The sequence below is a fragment of the Ruegeria sp. D7 genome, from assembly GCF_056534355.1.
Genome location: NZ_JBQFPG010000008.1, coordinates 173,615 through 186,951 on the forward strand (window position 1 = coordinate 173,615; position 13,337 = coordinate 186,951).

Consider the following 13,337-nt stretch of genomic DNA (forward strand, 5'->3'; position numbering starts at 1 on the left):
GGCCAGCCCCTCGACATGGGATGAAGGCGCGCTAAGGTGCTTGGCATCACAACCAATGCAAGGAAAGTCGCGATGGGGCTGACATATCTCCACACCATGGTCCGCGTGAAGGATCTTGAGAAATCCATAGCGTTTTATGAACTATTGGGCCTGAAGGAAACGCGTCGTTATGAAAGCGAGGCTGCGCGGTTCACACTGGTATTCCTCGCCCCACCGGGACAAGAGGACGCGCCCATTGAACTTACATACAACTGGGATGGCGACGACGCACTGCCAAGCGACAGCCGCCATTTCGGGCATCTCGCCTATGGTGTCGACAACATTTACGAGACCTGCCAGCACCTTCAGGACAATGGCGTTGTGATCAACCGCCCGCCGCGCGACGGGCGCATGGCATTCGTCCGCTCGCCTGACAATATCTCAGTTGAGTTGCTGCAAAATGGTGAAGCGCTGGCCCCGGCGGAGCCTTGGTCTAGCATGGAAAGCACCGGCCACTGGTGATCCGCTGGCTGGGAGCACTGGGGCTGGCTGTCACGGGCAGCCCCCTTTGGGCCGAGACCTGCCGCCTGGCGCTGGCGCTGGCAATGGACATCTCGACCTCGGTGGACGCGACCGAGGATGCGCTGCAACGACAGGGGCTGGCCAACGCATTGATTGCGCCCGAGGTGCAGGAGGCTTTCTTCCTTTCACCTCAACCGGTTGCATTAGCCGTCTATGAATGGTCCGGCAGTTTCAACCAGACATTGCTTTTGGATTGGACGATAATCGATACTCGGGCCAATTTGATCTCCGCCGCGCATCGGATCGGCACATCGAAGCGATCGGAAGACGAGTTCCCGACTGCGATGGGTCACGCACTGGCTTTTGGGGCGACCCTGATGGAGAGCGCCCCGAATTGTCTGTTCCAAACCATTGATATCTCGGGCGATGGCAAGAATAACGATGGCTACGGGCCACAGATCGCCTACAAGCACTTTCCATTCGAAAACACGACCGTGAATGGTCTGGTGATCAATGCAGCTGATTTCGAAGGAGAAATCGACTTGATCCCGTTCTTTCAGAAAAATGTACTACACGGACCCGGTGCTTTTCTTGAGATCGCCGCCGGGTTCGAAGATTTTGAGCGTGCCATGCGTCGCAAACTGGAACGGGAATTGAAAGGGTTGGAACTTAGTGCGTTGCAACCGGATAATGCGAAATGATCCGCCTGTGTGCGACACTTCTTTGCCTGCTGGCCAACCCGCTTTCAGCGCAATGTCGACAGGCTTTGGCGTTGGGAATGGATGTCTCTGGTTCGGTCGACAGTCGTGAGTACAGGTTGCAACTTAGTGGCCTTGCGGCGGCGTTGCGCCATCCCGAGGTGGTTCAACTGATCCTTTCAAACCCGTCTACCTTTATTCGGATCGCTATCTACGAATGGAGCGAACCTGGCCACCAACGCCTCTTGCTTGGTTGGACAGATGTTCGCTCGACTGCTGATCTGCGTCGAATTCAGCAACATTTAGAAAGCACAACACGCTCATCAGCGCCGCAGGGAACGGCGGTCGGGTCGGCCATGTTGTACGGTGCTGAGATGTTGGAGAGCCAAAGCGATTGCTGGCGGCGAACACTGGATCTGTCCGGTGATGGTAAACACAATCTCGGACATCACCCGCGGGACATAAAAGCCGCTTTGCAAAACACTGATATTACAATCAATGCCCTTGTAATCGGTATCGACGACCCCAATCCAGGAGACACCCGCCAGGTAGAGATTGGGGAGCTATCCGCCTATTACCACGCGTGGGTCATCCGAGGCCCCGATGCTTTCGTCGAAGTCGCCCTTGGCTTCGAAGCCTATGAAGATGCGATGACACGTAAACTGATCCGTGAGCTTGAGGGTCTGTCGCTGTCCCAAACTCAGCCATCAAAGCTATCAGTAGATATACCGAATCTGATCGGTCCAATATCGTTCGACCCGACGCAGTGAACCGGTGATCTCTTCAATCCCATTGGTCCCGATCACGCCGCGGTTTTGCAGCCCTTCTGCATGGCGGGCGAACAGGTCTGACACGATGTCACGAATCTCACGCCCGCGCAGGGTCAGGCGTACCCGTACCGAGCGGCGGTCAATCTCGCATCGTTGATGGTGCATATAGCCCATCTCGACCAGTTTCTTAAGATTGTAGCTGACATTGCTGCCTTGATAGTAACCACGGCTCTTCAACTCTCCGGCGGTTACTTCATGGTCGCCTATGTTGAACAACAGCAGGGCCTGCACCGCGTTGATCTCAAGTACGCCGACACGCTCGAATTCATCCTTGATGACGTCCAGAAGCAAGCGATGCAGACGCTCGACCAGCGCCAACGCCTCAAGATAGCTCGTCATGAACCCCTTGGTCCCGGGCGCGGTGACCTTTAACTCCATACTCATTCAATCCTCCGATTCATCGCGCTGTTTCTGAAAACATGACGCGAATTCCCGAAAAATCGGTTAAGCCTGATGATTGCTTATTTTTGAAAGGTTTGCGCGATATCCGCGATCAATTCGGCCAGTGGTTCCGGCGGGCTGGCCTGACCAGTGACCCATTGATAAAGGTCCTGATCATTTTCATGCAGCAAGGCATCATATGTGTCCAATCCCGCCTCGTCCATCGAAGACAGATTGCGATCGGCATATGCCGCCAGGATCAAATCCATCTCTTTGATGCCCCGCCGCATCGAACGCATTTTCATGCGCTTGATCCGGGTCTCGCGCGGCTCGGTCATTGATTGCGTTCCAATTTCAGACGCAGCGCTTTTTCGACGCGAGCCAGACGCTCGGAGTTGGCTCGCATCTCACCTCGGATCGTGCGGAGCTCTGCAACAAGATCGCGCAATTCCGAGTCCGTATCGCCATGCAGGCTTGTTTCGTCCATGCCGTCGCCCTCGCCCGTCAGAAGCCACATGATCGAGACATTCAGTAGCCCCGCCATCATCGACAGCTTGTTCGCGCGGGGTTCCGACAAATCATCTTCCCACGAGGTGATCGTGGCTTTTTTGACACCAAGCCTGCGAGCCAATTGGGTCTGCGTCATACCTGCGGCTTCGCGTGCGCCAGCAACGCGATCCCCGAAGGTTGCGGTGTCCGGTCCGAACCAGTCTGTTTCGTCGTTCATCGGGGTCTCCAAAGGGTAAAACTCAATTGGCTTGATCGTTATTTCGGCGCACCCTATGACAGTCGGGCTGAACATACAAACCGAGGCCGACCATGAGTTTCCTGTCTGCGACACTGTCACGCGTAAAACCCTCGCCCACCATCGCGATGACGTCCAAAGCAGCCGAGCTGAAGGCCGCCGGGCGCGATGTGATCGGGCTGAGCGCAGGCGAGCCCGATTTCGACACGCCGCAGAACATCAAGGACGCCGCCGTGGCCGCCATCGCTGCGGGCAAGACCAAATACACTGCTCCGGACGGCATCCCCGAGCTGAAACAGGCGGTCTGCGCCAAGATGAAGCGTGACCACGGATTGGACTATACGCCCGCTCAGGTCTCGGTCGGGACCGGGGGTAAGCAGACGCTTTACAACGCGCTGATGGCTACGCTGAACGAGGGCGATGAGGTCCTCATCCCCGCGCCCTATTGGGTCAGCTACCCGGACATGGTGTTACTGGCCGGTGGCACACCAGTGATCGTCGAGACTTCGCTGCAGACCAATTTCAAACTGACAGCGGATCAACTGGAAGCCGCAATCACACCTAAAACGAAATGGTTCATCTTCAACTCACCCTCGAATCCCACCGGGGCGGGCTATAGCCGTTCTGAACTAAAAGAACTGACTGATGTCCTGATGCGACATCCGCATGTCTGGGTGATGACCGATGATATGTATGAGCACCTGGCCTATGACGGGTTCGAGTTCTGCACGCCCGCACAGGTGGAACCGAGACTTTATGATCGGACGCTGACCTGCAATGGCGTCTCCAAAGCCTATGCCATGACCGGTTGGCGTATTGGCTATGCGGCAGGCCCGGTCGAGTTGATCGCCGCGATGCGCAAGGTGCAATCTCAATCAACTTCGAATCCCAGTTCGGTCAGCCAATGGGCAGCAGTCGAGGCTCTGAATGGAACTCAAGCATTTCTTGCGCCGAATAATGAGATCTTCAAACGCCGTCGCGATCTGGTCGTCGACATGCTCAGCCAAATCGACGGTATCTCGTGCCCGACACCCGAAGGCGCGTTCTACGTCTATCCATCAATTGCAGGCTTGATCGGGAAAACCACACCCGCGGGCACCGTGATAGATTCGGACGAAACCTTCGCAATCGCCCTGCTGGAAGAGGCCGACGTGGCGGTGGTGTTTGGCGCAGCTTTTGGTCTGTCGCCCAATTTCCGCGTCAGCTATGCGACCTCTGATGAAGCCCTGACTGAAGCCTGCACACGCATCCAACGTTTTTGCGCCGCGCTCACCTGATACCGGAGTTTGTTATGTCCACAGCCCTGCCTGAATACTATTTCCGCGTGCGCGAAAATGGGGCAGCGGTGTTCAGGATCGACACGGAAAATCGCCATCGCCGGATCGAGATGGAACAGATCGCGGTCATCAACATCCGCAATGGCGAGGTCAAACCGCAGGGCCAGCGTGTACTAAGCGACGCCGACAACGATGAAATCGCGCGCTGGATGGAAGAGCGCAAAGCCCTGCTATCCCGCCGCGATATGGATGATATACACCGTGCGGTTGACTACCTGAATCTGACCACGCAATGGGCCCAGTCTAAAGCAACGGATGCGCAATTAGAGGACGTGACCGACCCATTGCTGATGGCAATGCACGACTTGCGGTCGGTACTTGTTCGAAAGAAATCCGACCGGATGAGCAAAGAATGATCCCCTAGGCGGGAACTTCTCCTACATCGCGCACCGACCTTAGCCAGAAGCGCGCCATCAACAATACGGCAGCACAAGCAAGGCCAATCACGAGGCCAAGCCAGACTCCGATCCCCTCCATACCTTGAACAAAGCCGAAATAGTACGAAGCGGGGATACCGATCACCCAATAGCTGAGTGCGGCCATCACCATCGGTATTTTTGCATCCTGCAAACCTCGCAACAGGCCTAGTGCGATGACCTGCGCCCCATCGACCAGCTGGAACAAAGCAGCCATCGCCAGCAGGCCAGTGCCGATTAGCAGAATCTGTGGCCGCTGCGGATCATCGGCCTCCATAAACAGCGAGATCAGGGGCTCAGCGCATGTCAGGAATAGAACAATCGTCAAGACCGACACGATCAACGACATCCCGGTCACCGTAATCGCGCCTTTCTCAAGATGCGCCCGATCCCGTCGACCCAACGCGTTGCCCGCCCGAATAGTCGCCACATTAGACAGGCCCAAATGAACCATGAATGTCGCCGAGGCGAGGTTTAACGCAATCCCGTGAGCTGCCAGCGGCACTGGACCCAACCAGCCCATCATGACAGCAGAGATCGCGAACAACGACACCTCCGCCAGTGTCGTCAGACCGATGGGAACGCCCAAACGCAGCACGCTCATGAACATCTCCCAATCCGGGCGCCAAAACCGCTGAAACAAGCTGTGTTCCGGCAACGCACGCACCGCATAGATCACGACCGCCACCAATGATACGATCTGCGTCACCACTGACGCGATAGCCGCACCAATCACCCCAAGTTCGGGCGCGCCCCAGTTTCCGAAGATCAGCGCATAGTTGGTCACGCCATTGACCACAGCTGCAACAATCGTGATCCACAGCACAATCTGCGTCCGCTCAAGCGCGGCCAAATAGGACTTCAGGACCATCACCAACAGCGCCGGGAACAAGCCCCACCCCGCGACCCGCAGGTATACTGACGCAGTTTCAGCGACTTGCGGCTCTTGCTTCAAAGCAATCAGGATCGGATGGGACCACCACAAAAGGGGCATCATCACCGTCGCATAGATCAGTGATAGCCACAGACCCATGCGAGTGGAGCGGCGAATGCTGGTCTCATTTTCCTCGGCGGCAGCGGTCGCTACCATCGGCATTACAGCCCACCCAAACCCGGCACCAAACAGGAACAGGACGAAATAATAGCTGTTGGCCAGCGTCACGGCAGCCAACGCCTCGACACCGTACCAGCCCAGCATGACTGTATCGGTCAAACCAATCGCATACTGTGCCAGATGCCCGCCAATCAACGGCAGGCCCAGCACCGCGATTGCGCGCAAATGGCCGGGATATGTCATCACCTTGTTCATTCCGCCAGCCTTAGGCTTGCGCGCTGCCCGAGACAAGAGCGGAACAAACTTATTTCATAATGAGACTAACGAGAACAAAGCGACGCAAGCCATCACCTTTGGTGCAACTGCTTTACAGTTTATCGATTTTCAGCCGATCTTCGCGTCAGGATGCAGCGCTGTCCCCAGAATATGGTCCGAGTTATGAATTACGTGATGCGCCTGCCCAACTATCAACGGATCAGGCTCACCAACGATCCTGAGGTCTTTGTCCGGGTAGTCCAGCGTCGACAGGAAATGCCGCATGCAGTTCAGACGCGCGCGTTTCTTGTCGTTGGATTTGACAATCGTCCAGGGCGCATCAGCGGTGTCGGTGTAGAAGAACATCGCCTCTTTCGCCTCGGTATAGTCATCCCATTTGCTCAGGCTAGCCTTGTCAATCGGTGACAGTTTCCATTGCTTCAACGGATCAGTTTCACGACTCCCAAAGCGCCGCTGCTGCTCTTCCTGCGTGACCGAGAACCAGTACTTATAAAGTTGAATGCCCGAGCGCACCAGCATCCGCTCCAACTCGGGCGTCTGCCGCATGAATTCCAGATACTCATTGGGTGAGCAGAAGCCCATCACCCGCTCGACGCCCGCACGGTTGTACCAGGACCGATCATAAAACACCATCTCGCCCACGGTGGGCAGCTGCTGCACATAACGCTGGTAATACCACTGCCCCTTCTCCTCATCCGTCGGCTTGTTCAATGCGACCACACGCGCCTGACGCGGGTTCAGATGCTCCATGAACCGCTTGATGGTCCCACCCTTGCCGGCGGCGTCGCGGCCCTCGAACAACAGCACAAACCGCTGCCCAGTCTCCTGCGCCCACAATTGAACCTTCAGCAACTCTGCCTGCAGCTCGGCCTTTTGCGCCTCGTAATCCTTGCGTGCCATCTTGCGGCCATAGGGGTACTTGCCGCTCTCAAAAGCTTGCCGGATTTTCTCGGATGTTGGTGCCGAGGCATCCGCCTTCAGGTCAGTTACAGCTTTGATCTGAGATGATTTTTGTTTGATCTGGGGTGCCGCATCCATACATGTTCTCCTCGGTTTCACTGTCGAGGAGATGCTTAGCCGATTGTCACACGGCGCGCTTTGATTGGTGTCAAATTGACATAGGTTTTATCGGGGCGTCAAAGAACAAGCCTATGCCCGTTCTTTACATGACCCCAAAATACATAGGGGGGAGCGGCCAGCCCCGCACTTACCGATGTCCCCAATCATTAGGATTGTCCGAGTTGTTCGGCGACAAGCCCAAAACGTCTCCGTCAGTCGAACACCCCAAACCCAAAACGGTTCTGTTCGCATAGGAGAAATAAGAACACACCTGATTGATCTCCAGAATCTCGCCATCTTCCCACCCCGCCTCTCGCAGAGCGATCACATCCGCCTCAGTCAGATCACCGGGTGCGTCGGTCAGCTTGCGCGCATATCTCATCGCTTCGACCTGTGCCGCGTCTAGCGGGGCCGAGGCCGGATCACGCGCCTCAATCGCCGCACGGATCGCATTGCCGCGCACCTCATCCTGCAGCAACCGCTGCAATCCGGAAAAGTGATGTTCTACGCAATACCCGCACCGGTTCAGAGAGCTGACCCACACGCCCAACACCTCAAGAAACCATTTCGGTATCTTGTTGCCCGAGTGATGCAGCACCGCCTTGTACATCGCCATATGGCCTTCCATCGAATGCGGCCGCAGGCTGTGCGCCATCATGATGTTGTCTACATTGTTGTCCGGCCCGGTAACCCGTTCATAAAGCCTCCTCAGCTTTCCCGTAGCCTCTTCGAGTGGAATGGTTCTGATCCAACTCAATTCTTCTGCTCCCCTGATTTCTGCTTCCGGAACAAAGCCTAAACGTGATTTCGAAATATGACGAGACCTTGGAAAGCTCGCGGTTTAATAACAATCTGTTTTGCATAACTGATATATGCTGGGCAGCTACCCTTACTGTCTGCTACGTCCCTAGTGAAACAACTTTCTGACCAAAGACTTTTCAACTGTGCGCCCTCTCATCTGTATTTTTGCCCTGTCTTGTTTTGGCTCTGCTATAGCTATGTTCAATCCAGCGTTCTCAGATTGGTTATTGCTGACAGGTCCGTGCGCATTGGCAAGTTTGCTGCTACTGTTCGGAAAAAGGCTACGCCCGCTCAATACTTCAAAAAACTGGGCTGTCGTCGATGGATCAAGTGTTTTGCACTGGAAAGGCGGTGTTCCTAATATCGTCTCAGTGCGCGAGGTTGTCGACGAGTTGAAGACAAAGGGGCGGACACCGGGCGTCGTCTTTGATGCCAATGTAGGATACAAAATCTCAAATCGCTATATGAACGACAGTTCCATTGCGGCTTTGCTTGGGTCGCCACGCAGCCACGTGATGGTTGCGCCATAGGGTACTCCTGCCGACCCGCTGGTCCTTTAGGTAGCGCGGGATCTCGGTGCTGCTATCGTCACAAATGACCGGTTCCGTGATTGGGATGACGAATATTCGGATGTGCTTGGGGAAAGTTCTCTTGTTCGAGGTGGCTTTAAAGACAAAACTCTCTGGCTGTCATTGTAAACGCGCTGCAATACAGCGCTGAATATTGCTCCGGTTCCGTTGGCCCCGACAAACCGGATACAACACCTCGCGCCCCTCTTCCCCCGGACCACATCACCTGCCATAATGGGGGAAACTCAAAAACAAGAGCAGCACCCATGCCCGACGATCTGTTGACGCCAGAAACAACGACCGCTTACGACGCCTCGTCCATCGAGGTGCTGGAAGGTCTGGAACCGGTCCGCAAACGCCCCGGCATGTATATTGGCGGCACGGATGAGCGTGCATTGCACCATATGGTGGCCGAGATACTCGACAACTCAATGGACGAAGCTGTTGCGGGCCATGCCAACCGGATAGAGGTCGAACTGCACGCAGATTACGCCCTGACCGTGCGCGACAACGGGCGCGGTATTCCGATCGATCCGCACCCCAAGTTTCCCGACAAGTCGGCACTGGAGGTGATCCTGTGTACCCTGCACGCAGGCGGTAAATTCTCGGGCAAGGCGTATCAGACTTCGGGCGGTCTGCACGGTGTGGGTGCATCGGTGGTGAATGCCTTGTCGGATTCGATGGTCGTGCAGGTGGCACGCGACAAGCAGCTATTCGAACAACGCTTCTCGCGCGGTATCCCTCTAGGACCGGTGGAAAAAGTAGGCGCAGCGCCCAACCGGCGCGGTACAACCGTCACGTTCCACGCCGACGCGGACATCTTCGGCCACCACAAATTCAAACCCGCGCGCCTATTCAAATCCATCCGTTCAAAGGCCTACCTGTTCTCTGGCGTGGAAATCCGCTGGAAATCCGCCATCGACGACGGTGAAACCCCGACCGAGGCCACCTTCCACTTCCCCGGCGGCCTGTCGGACTATCTGAAGGAGACGATGAACGGCTCGTCGACCTATGCCGAGCAGCCCTTTGCCGGCACCGTGGACTTTAACGAGAAGTTCGGCACCCCCGGCAAAGTCGAATGGGCGATCAATTGGACACCTTCGCGCGACGGGTTCATCCAGTCCTACTGTAACACCGTCCCCACCCCCGAAGGCGGCACACATGTGGCGGGTTTCTGGGCTGCGGTCCTCAAGGGGATCAAGGCCTATGGCGAGCTGATCAATAACAAGAAAGCAGGTCAGATCACCCGTGACGACCTGATCACCGGCGGCTGCGCGCTGGTGTCCTGCTTTATCTCGGAACCGGAATTCGTCGGCCAAACCAAAGACCGCCTCGCCACAGTCGAGGCGCAGCGGCTGGTCGAAAACTCGGTCCGCGACCATTTCGATAACTGGCTGGCGGCTGATACGAAATCCGCCGGGGCGATCCTCGACTTCCTCATCCTGAGGGCCGAAGAACGCCTGCGCCGACGGGCCGAGAAGGAAACACAACGCAAGTCCGCCACTAAGAAACTTCGTCTCCCCGGCAAGTTGGTGGACTGTAGTAGTTCAACACGGGACGGCACGGAATTATTCATCGTCGAGGGCGACTCGGCCGGTGGCTCCGCCAAAATGGGCCGTGACCGCAAAACACAGGCCCTGCTGCCCCTGCGCGGCAAGATTCTGAACGTGCTGGGCGCGGCCAGTTCCAAGCTGGGTACCAATGCCGAAATCAACGACCTGACCCAAGCGCTGGGTGTGGGGCTTGGCACCAAGTTCAACGTCGACGACCTGCGTTATGACAAGATTATCATCATGACCGACGCGGATGTGGACGGGGCGCATATCGCCTCGCTGCTGATGACATTCTTCTTCACGCAGATGCGCCCAATGATCGACGCGGGCCACTTGTATCTGGCCTGCCCGCCCCTCTATCGCCTGACCCAAGGCGCCAAACGCGTCTATTGTCTGGACGAGGCAGAGCGTGACGAGTGGCTGGAAAAAGGACTGGGTGGCAAAGGCAAAATCGACGTCTCGCGCTTCAAGGGTCTGGGCGAGATGGACGCCAAGGACCTGAAAGAGACCACGATGGACCCGGCCTCGCGCAAACTGATCCGTGTCACCATCGACGAGGACGAACCCGGCGAGACCGGCGACCTGGTAGAGCGCCTGATGGGCAAAAAACCCGAACTGCGGTTCCAATACATTCAGGAGAACGCGCGGTTTGTGGAGGAGTTGGATGTTTGAGTTTCTTTCCTCTCTCTACTCAAGCAACAGCGACTACATCAACGGCGTAGCTAGTGCTATCTCAATCATTGGTGCATTTTTCTGGGTCAAAAGTCGCAGAGAGAGGGCTAAGAAGAAGTTATTCTTTCAATGGGTAAGAAAAGAGAGAGTTGCTGCCGAGTTGCCTGACGGTTTCTCTGTCTCAGTCTCAAAAGGCAGTTCGGAAGGCAATAGCTTGGTAACCGACGTAATAACGTTGGTGAACAACACAGACGTAAGCTTAACAGACCAAGATTTTGCTAAACCCATCGAAATTCTCAAAAAGAACACAAATACGGTGTTCTCAAACCTAGTTGTTGATAGCAACAACGGTTCTCATGCAGTGTTGCAAGAGCGAGATGATGCAATATCTTTGTACAATGTCTACATTCCTCGTGGAGCCTCTCTCACAATCTATTTAGCGCACGATAGCGCGTTCCAAAAAGAACTGCGCGGAGACTTAAAGAACTTACCAAATTTGGAAGCTAAGACATTTGTCCGGCCATCAGATAGTTGGCAACTAGGATTGTTCGGTATTTTCCTACTTTTCGTATTCTTAATCTTTTCTTTTCAATATCTTTCCTCAATTGCCAATTCGGAATCTGATGGCTCTGGTAGCCGATCACTGATCGATTTTGTCCCATTCTTCATGGTCGTTGGGCTGGTACCAATAGTAGTGACATATCTTCCGAAAAAACTAGATCCTTTTCTACGCAGGCTTTTTGGAATTCCAATAGAAGAGTACAAACACGCTTCTGAAAATATCACAATCGAATGTGAATCCAAACTCAGATCTCAGGAGCGTATTCAAACAAATACGCTCACCCCATTCTTTAACGAATAGCAAGCATGGGATGGGTGTGGAACGCACCCGACCATGGGGGCGGGTCGGGCGCGTGCTTGATGCTTAGCATCAAGCATTGGATGGATAGTGCGGGACGATCCCACACCCCGTAGGCCGGGTTATAGCCCGGCACACCGCAAACCCCTTGCCTAACCCGTTGATCCCGTTCACACTTACCCTCAATCCGTCATCCAAGAACGACATTTGAGGTTCCGAGCGTCCAAGACCCAATTTGAACGAACATAAATTTCGAACGGGAGGACGACATGAAATCACTAACCCTAGGGCTGGCCCTGACCCTGCTGGCCACGGCAGCCCCCGCGCAGCAGATGCTCAGCACCGCATCGCCCATTCCGGACGGGGCCGAGACGCGGTTTTGCTACTATGACGGCATGGCCTATTCGCCAGACGCCTTCATTCTGCTGACTGGTGACAATACCGTCACCTCAACCATCAGCACGCGCGAGGAACGGTTGCTGCGGTGTCATCGCAATGATGATGGTTCCCTGACGTGGAAACCGCAGAGCACGTTTCAAACCAACAACTGACGTAGGATGGGTTTCCAACCCATTAAAACGGAATGGGGGCGATGGGGTGAAACCCCATCCTAGCCCACTACCCAACATTCTGATCCAACCAGTCGGCGATCTGTTCGGCTGGCCGTTCCCAGCCCGGTTCCATGAACAGAAAATGCGCGTGGTTCTCGACGGGCAGAAAGGTCGCGCGGTCTCCGTAAAGCTTCGCCAGCGCACGGCAGGTATTGGGGTTTACGGCCCGGTCCTCGGTACCTGAAACGATCAGCACCGGACAGTCGACCTTGTCGATATCCACTTTCATCGCGTGGTGGTCATCGAACATCCAAAAGAACATCTCGAACATCACCCGCCCGCTTTCGGGGCCAAGCTGGTCGAACACTTCGTGCTGCTGCGCCTCGGGCATCTTGTTAAGCGCAAAAGGGGCCATCAGTTCGAAATCGACGCGCATGGGCTGTTTCCAGAACGCCCCACCCTCCATCAACGCGCGCGGCACAGCGCGTTCGTCGTCGGTTTCCGGCAATGTGCCCCAAGCCGCGTTTGGGTTGATCAGGACAATTGCGCTGGCCAACCCCCGAGACGCCACCTTCTGCGCCACTACCCCCGCAATCGCATGGCCCAGAAGCACGGGTTCGCTATCCAACCCCTGCACGAAGTCCGAAATGTCATTGGCGTAATCTAGGACGCTTGTGTCGGTGAGGCCGGGATCGGGATCTGCCTTGGGGTCGCCACCATGGTAGCGTAGCGCGGGCGTATGCACCGTCCAGCCACGTGCACGAAAGAAGCCCGCATAATCCTCCATACACCACGGCCCGGCAAAAGCACCGTGGATCAGAACAATCTCTTTTGTCATGAAAATCTCCCTCACCTCTGTCCAGTATGAGAGGTGAGGGATCGGTTCGGCAAGCCTGTTAGTGTGCTGCGTTGAAGAGCGTTGTCAGGTTTTCTTCGGTCAATTCGATCGGATTCCCTCCGCATGAGGGGTCGATGATTGCGCCTTGGACCAGTTCGGGGATGGCGGCTTTGGTGACGCCGAGGTCGGAGAGATTG

Annotated in this window: 16 protein-coding genes and 1 pseudogene; 9 read left to right on the top strand and 8 right to left on the bottom strand. The window is 55.6% G+C overall.

Annotation, left to right across the window (positions count from 1 at the left end; all coding sequences use genetic code 11):
* The first annotated feature begins 72 nt into the window (after positions 1-72).
* The 3 genes from ACRZ9U_RS13310 to ACRZ9U_RS13320 are packed head-to-tail and all read left to right on the top strand — an operon-like array spanning position 73 to position 1,969.
* Entirely contained in the window at positions 73-501 is a 429-nt protein-coding gene (locus ACRZ9U_RS13310) for a VOC family protein (RefSeq protein WP_170404844.1), read from the top strand.
* Positions 498-1,202 (top strand): DUF1194 domain-containing protein, encoded by a 705-nt coding sequence (locus ACRZ9U_RS13315; RefSeq protein ID WP_170404841.1) that lies wholly within the window; start codon positions 498-500, stop codon positions 1,200-1,202. Before ACRZ9U_RS13310 ends, ACRZ9U_RS13315 begins: the two co-directional genes overlap by 4 nt.
* Positions 1,199-1,969: a DUF1194 domain-containing protein gene (locus tag ACRZ9U_RS13320; protein WP_170404838.1), complete on the top strand. Its 771-nt coding sequence runs from the start codon at positions 1,199-1,201 to the stop codon at positions 1,967-1,969. The genes ACRZ9U_RS13315 and ACRZ9U_RS13320 overlap by 4 nt, the downstream gene beginning before the upstream one ends.
* Here ACRZ9U_RS13320 and ACRZ9U_RS13325 read toward each other — a convergent pair.
* The 3 genes from ACRZ9U_RS13325 to ACRZ9U_RS13335 form a co-directional block, all read right to left on the bottom strand.
* Complete coding sequence (locus ACRZ9U_RS13325; protein WP_170404834.1) at positions 1,916-2,413, bottom strand: winged helix DNA-binding protein; 498 nt, start codon at positions 2,411-2,413, stop codon at positions 1,916-1,918. The two genes, ACRZ9U_RS13320 and ACRZ9U_RS13325, sit on opposite strands and share 54 nt — an antisense overlap.
* Positions 2,414-2,490: 77 nt before the next feature.
* Positions 2,491-2,748, bottom strand: coding sequence for a succinate dehydrogenase assembly factor 2 (locus ACRZ9U_RS13330; RefSeq protein ID WP_170404831.1), 258 nt, complete (start codon positions 2,746-2,748; stop codon positions 2,491-2,493).
* Positions 2,745-3,137, bottom strand: coding sequence for a helix-turn-helix domain-containing protein (locus ACRZ9U_RS13335; RefSeq protein WP_170393655.1), 393 nt, complete (start codon positions 3,135-3,137; stop codon positions 2,745-2,747). The genes ACRZ9U_RS13330 and ACRZ9U_RS13335 overlap by 4 nt, the downstream gene beginning before the upstream one ends.
* 92 nt (positions 3,138-3,229) lie before the next feature.
* Here ACRZ9U_RS13335 and ACRZ9U_RS13340 point away from each other — a divergent pair, with 92 nt between their 5' ends.
* Together ACRZ9U_RS13340 and ACRZ9U_RS13345 are read left to right on the top strand one after the other, a co-directional pair.
* Positions 3,230-4,432 (top strand): pyridoxal phosphate-dependent aminotransferase, encoded by a 1,203-nt coding sequence (locus tag ACRZ9U_RS13340; protein WP_170404828.1) that lies wholly within the window; start codon positions 3,230-3,232, stop codon positions 4,430-4,432.
* Between the two features lie 14 nt (positions 4,433-4,446).
* Positions 4,447-4,848, top strand: coding sequence for a hypothetical protein (locus tag ACRZ9U_RS13345; protein WP_170404825.1), 402 nt, complete (start codon positions 4,447-4,449; stop codon positions 4,846-4,848).
* Positions 4,849-4,852: 4 nt separating this feature from the next.
* On the opposite strand, the gene ACRZ9U_RS13350 is transcribed toward ACRZ9U_RS13345, so the two are convergent.
* The 3 genes from ACRZ9U_RS13350 to ACRZ9U_RS13360 form a co-directional block, all read right to left on the bottom strand.
* Complete coding sequence (locus ACRZ9U_RS13350) at positions 4,853-6,217, bottom strand: MATE family efflux transporter (protein ID WP_170404822.1); 1,365 nt, start codon at positions 6,215-6,217, stop codon at positions 4,853-4,855.
* Between the two features lie 129 nt (positions 6,218-6,346).
* Positions 6,347-7,276 carry a polyphosphate kinase 2 gene (gene ppk2 / locus ACRZ9U_RS13355; RefSeq protein ID WP_170404818.1) on the bottom strand — a complete coding sequence of 310 codons (930 nt, stop codon included), beginning with the start codon at positions 7,274-7,276 and terminating at the stop codon, positions 6,347-6,349.
* A gap of 169 nt (positions 7,277-7,445) precedes the next feature.
* Positions 7,446-8,054 (bottom strand): peroxidase-related enzyme, encoded by a 609-nt coding sequence (locus tag ACRZ9U_RS13360; protein WP_170404815.1) that lies wholly within the window; start codon positions 8,052-8,054, stop codon positions 7,446-7,448.
* Positions 8,055-8,469: 415 nt separating this feature from the next.
* Here ACRZ9U_RS13360 and ACRZ9U_RS13365 point away from each other — a divergent pair, with 415 nt between their 5' ends.
* The 4 genes from ACRZ9U_RS13365 to ACRZ9U_RS13380 all read left to right on the top strand — a co-directional run bounded on the left by ACRZ9U_RS13365 (position 8,470) and on the right by ACRZ9U_RS13380 (position 12,302).
* Positions 8,470-8,628 carry a hypothetical protein gene (locus ACRZ9U_RS13365; protein ID WP_170746920.1) on the top strand — a complete coding sequence of 53 codons (159 nt, stop codon included), beginning with the start codon at positions 8,470-8,472 and terminating at the stop codon, positions 8,626-8,628.
* A 305-nt stretch (positions 8,629-8,933) separates the two neighbouring features.
* Positions 8,934-10,892 (top strand): DNA topoisomerase IV subunit B, encoded by a 1,959-nt coding sequence (gene parE / locus ACRZ9U_RS13370; RefSeq protein ID WP_170404808.1) that lies wholly within the window; start codon positions 8,934-8,936, stop codon positions 10,890-10,892.
* On the top strand, positions 10,885-11,754 hold the full coding sequence (locus tag ACRZ9U_RS13375) for a hypothetical protein (protein ID WP_170404805.1): 870 nt from the start codon (positions 10,885-10,887) through the stop codon (positions 11,752-11,754). The genes parE and ACRZ9U_RS13375 overlap by 8 nt, the downstream gene beginning before the upstream one ends.
* Positions 11,755-12,020: 266 nt before the next feature.
* Positions 12,021-12,302: a hypothetical protein gene (locus ACRZ9U_RS13380; protein WP_170404802.1), complete on the top strand. Its 282-nt coding sequence runs from the start codon at positions 12,021-12,023 to the stop codon at positions 12,300-12,302.
* Positions 12,303-12,369: 67 nt separating this feature from the next.
* Here the strand turns inward: ACRZ9U_RS13380 and ACRZ9U_RS13385 are convergent, their stop codons facing one another.
* Positions 12,370-13,140, bottom strand: a complete 771-nt coding sequence (locus tag ACRZ9U_RS13385; protein WP_170404799.1) for an alpha/beta fold hydrolase — start codon at positions 13,138-13,140, stop codon at positions 12,370-12,372.
* A gap of 58 nt (positions 13,141-13,198) precedes the next feature.
* Positions 13,199-13,337 (bottom strand): annotated as a pseudogene (locus tag ACRZ9U_RS13390) (iron-containing alcohol dehydrogenase); the annotation flags it as partial.

What these genes read in the sequence shown, in the direction of transcription:
- ACRZ9U_RS13310 (WP_170404844.1), top strand. Translation starts at nt 73, where the DNA reads ATGGGGCTGACATATCTCCACACCATGGTCCGCGTGAAGGATCTTGAG.
- ACRZ9U_RS13320 (WP_170404838.1), top strand. Translation starts at nt 1,199, where the DNA reads ATGATCCGCCTGTGTGCGACACTTCTTTGCCTGCTGGCCAACCCGCTT.
- ACRZ9U_RS13325 (WP_170404834.1), bottom strand. Translation starts at nt 2,413, where the DNA reads ATGAGTATGGAGTTAAAGGTCACCGCGCCCGGGACCAAGGGGTTCATG.
- ACRZ9U_RS13330 (WP_170404831.1), bottom strand. Translation starts at nt 2,748, where the DNA reads ATGACCGAGCCGCGCGAGACCCGGATCAAGCGCATGAAAATGCGTTCG.
- ACRZ9U_RS13335 (WP_170393655.1), bottom strand. Translation starts at nt 3,137, where the DNA reads ATGAACGACGAAACAGACTGGTTCGGACCGGACACCGCAACCTTCGGG.
- ACRZ9U_RS13340 (WP_170404828.1), top strand. Translation starts at nt 3,230, where the DNA reads ATGAGTTTCCTGTCTGCGACACTGTCACGCGTAAAACCCTCGCCCACC.
- ACRZ9U_RS13345 (WP_170404825.1), top strand. Translation starts at nt 4,447, where the DNA reads ATGTCCACAGCCCTGCCTGAATACTATTTCCGCGTGCGCGAAAATGGG.
- ACRZ9U_RS13350 (WP_170404822.1), bottom strand. Translation starts at nt 6,217, where the DNA reads ATGAACAAGGTGATGACATATCCCGGCCATTTGCGCGCAATCGCGGTG.
- ppk2 (WP_170404818.1), bottom strand. Translation starts at nt 7,276, where the DNA reads ATGGATGCGGCACCCCAGATCAAACAAAAATCATCTCAGATCAAAGCT.
- parE (WP_170404808.1), top strand. Translation starts at nt 8,934, where the DNA reads ATGCCCGACGATCTGTTGACGCCAGAAACAACGACCGCTTACGACGCC.
- ACRZ9U_RS13375 (WP_170404805.1), top strand. Translation starts at nt 10,885, where the DNA reads ATGTTTGAGTTTCTTTCCTCTCTCTACTCAAGCAACAGCGACTACATC.
- ACRZ9U_RS13380 (WP_170404802.1), top strand. Translation starts at nt 12,021, where the DNA reads ATGAAATCACTAACCCTAGGGCTGGCCCTGACCCTGCTGGCCACGGCA.
- ACRZ9U_RS13385 (WP_170404799.1), bottom strand. Translation starts at nt 13,140, where the DNA reads ATGACAAAAGAGATTGTTCTGATCCACGGTGCTTTTGCCGGGCCGTGG.